This is a genomic window from Synechococcus sp. 1G10 (assembly GCF_002252625.1).
Lineage (GTDB): Bacteria > Cyanobacteriota > Cyanobacteriia > PCC-6307 > Cyanobiaceae > Regnicoccus_A.
In genome coordinates, this window is record NZ_NQKW01000082.1 from 1 (window position 1) to 244 (window position 244).

The 244-nt window shown below is 63.1% G+C and carries 1 pseudogene; it reads left to right on the plus strand.

The features are described 5' to 3' along the window. Positions 1-244 (plus strand): annotated as a pseudogene (locus tag CJZ82_RS17570) (IS5/IS1182 family transposase); the annotation flags it as partial.

Genomic DNA, 244 nt, shown 5'->3' on the forward strand with positions numbered 1-244 from the left:
CACCAAAAACCGCGATCGGCTGCTCAATGACGACGTCATGGGGAAGTTCCTGGAGAAGCTGATGGGAGCTCCCGAGGTCAAACCCCTGCTCAGCGATGACCACTTCTCCGTGGACGGCACGCTGTTGCAGGCCTGGGCGTCATACGCCTCCCTGAAGCGGATCGATGGTCAGGAGGATCCTCCGCCTCCGCCCACAGGTCCTGGCGAGGGATTCGGTGCCCCCAAGGAGGGAAGGAAGAGGGCC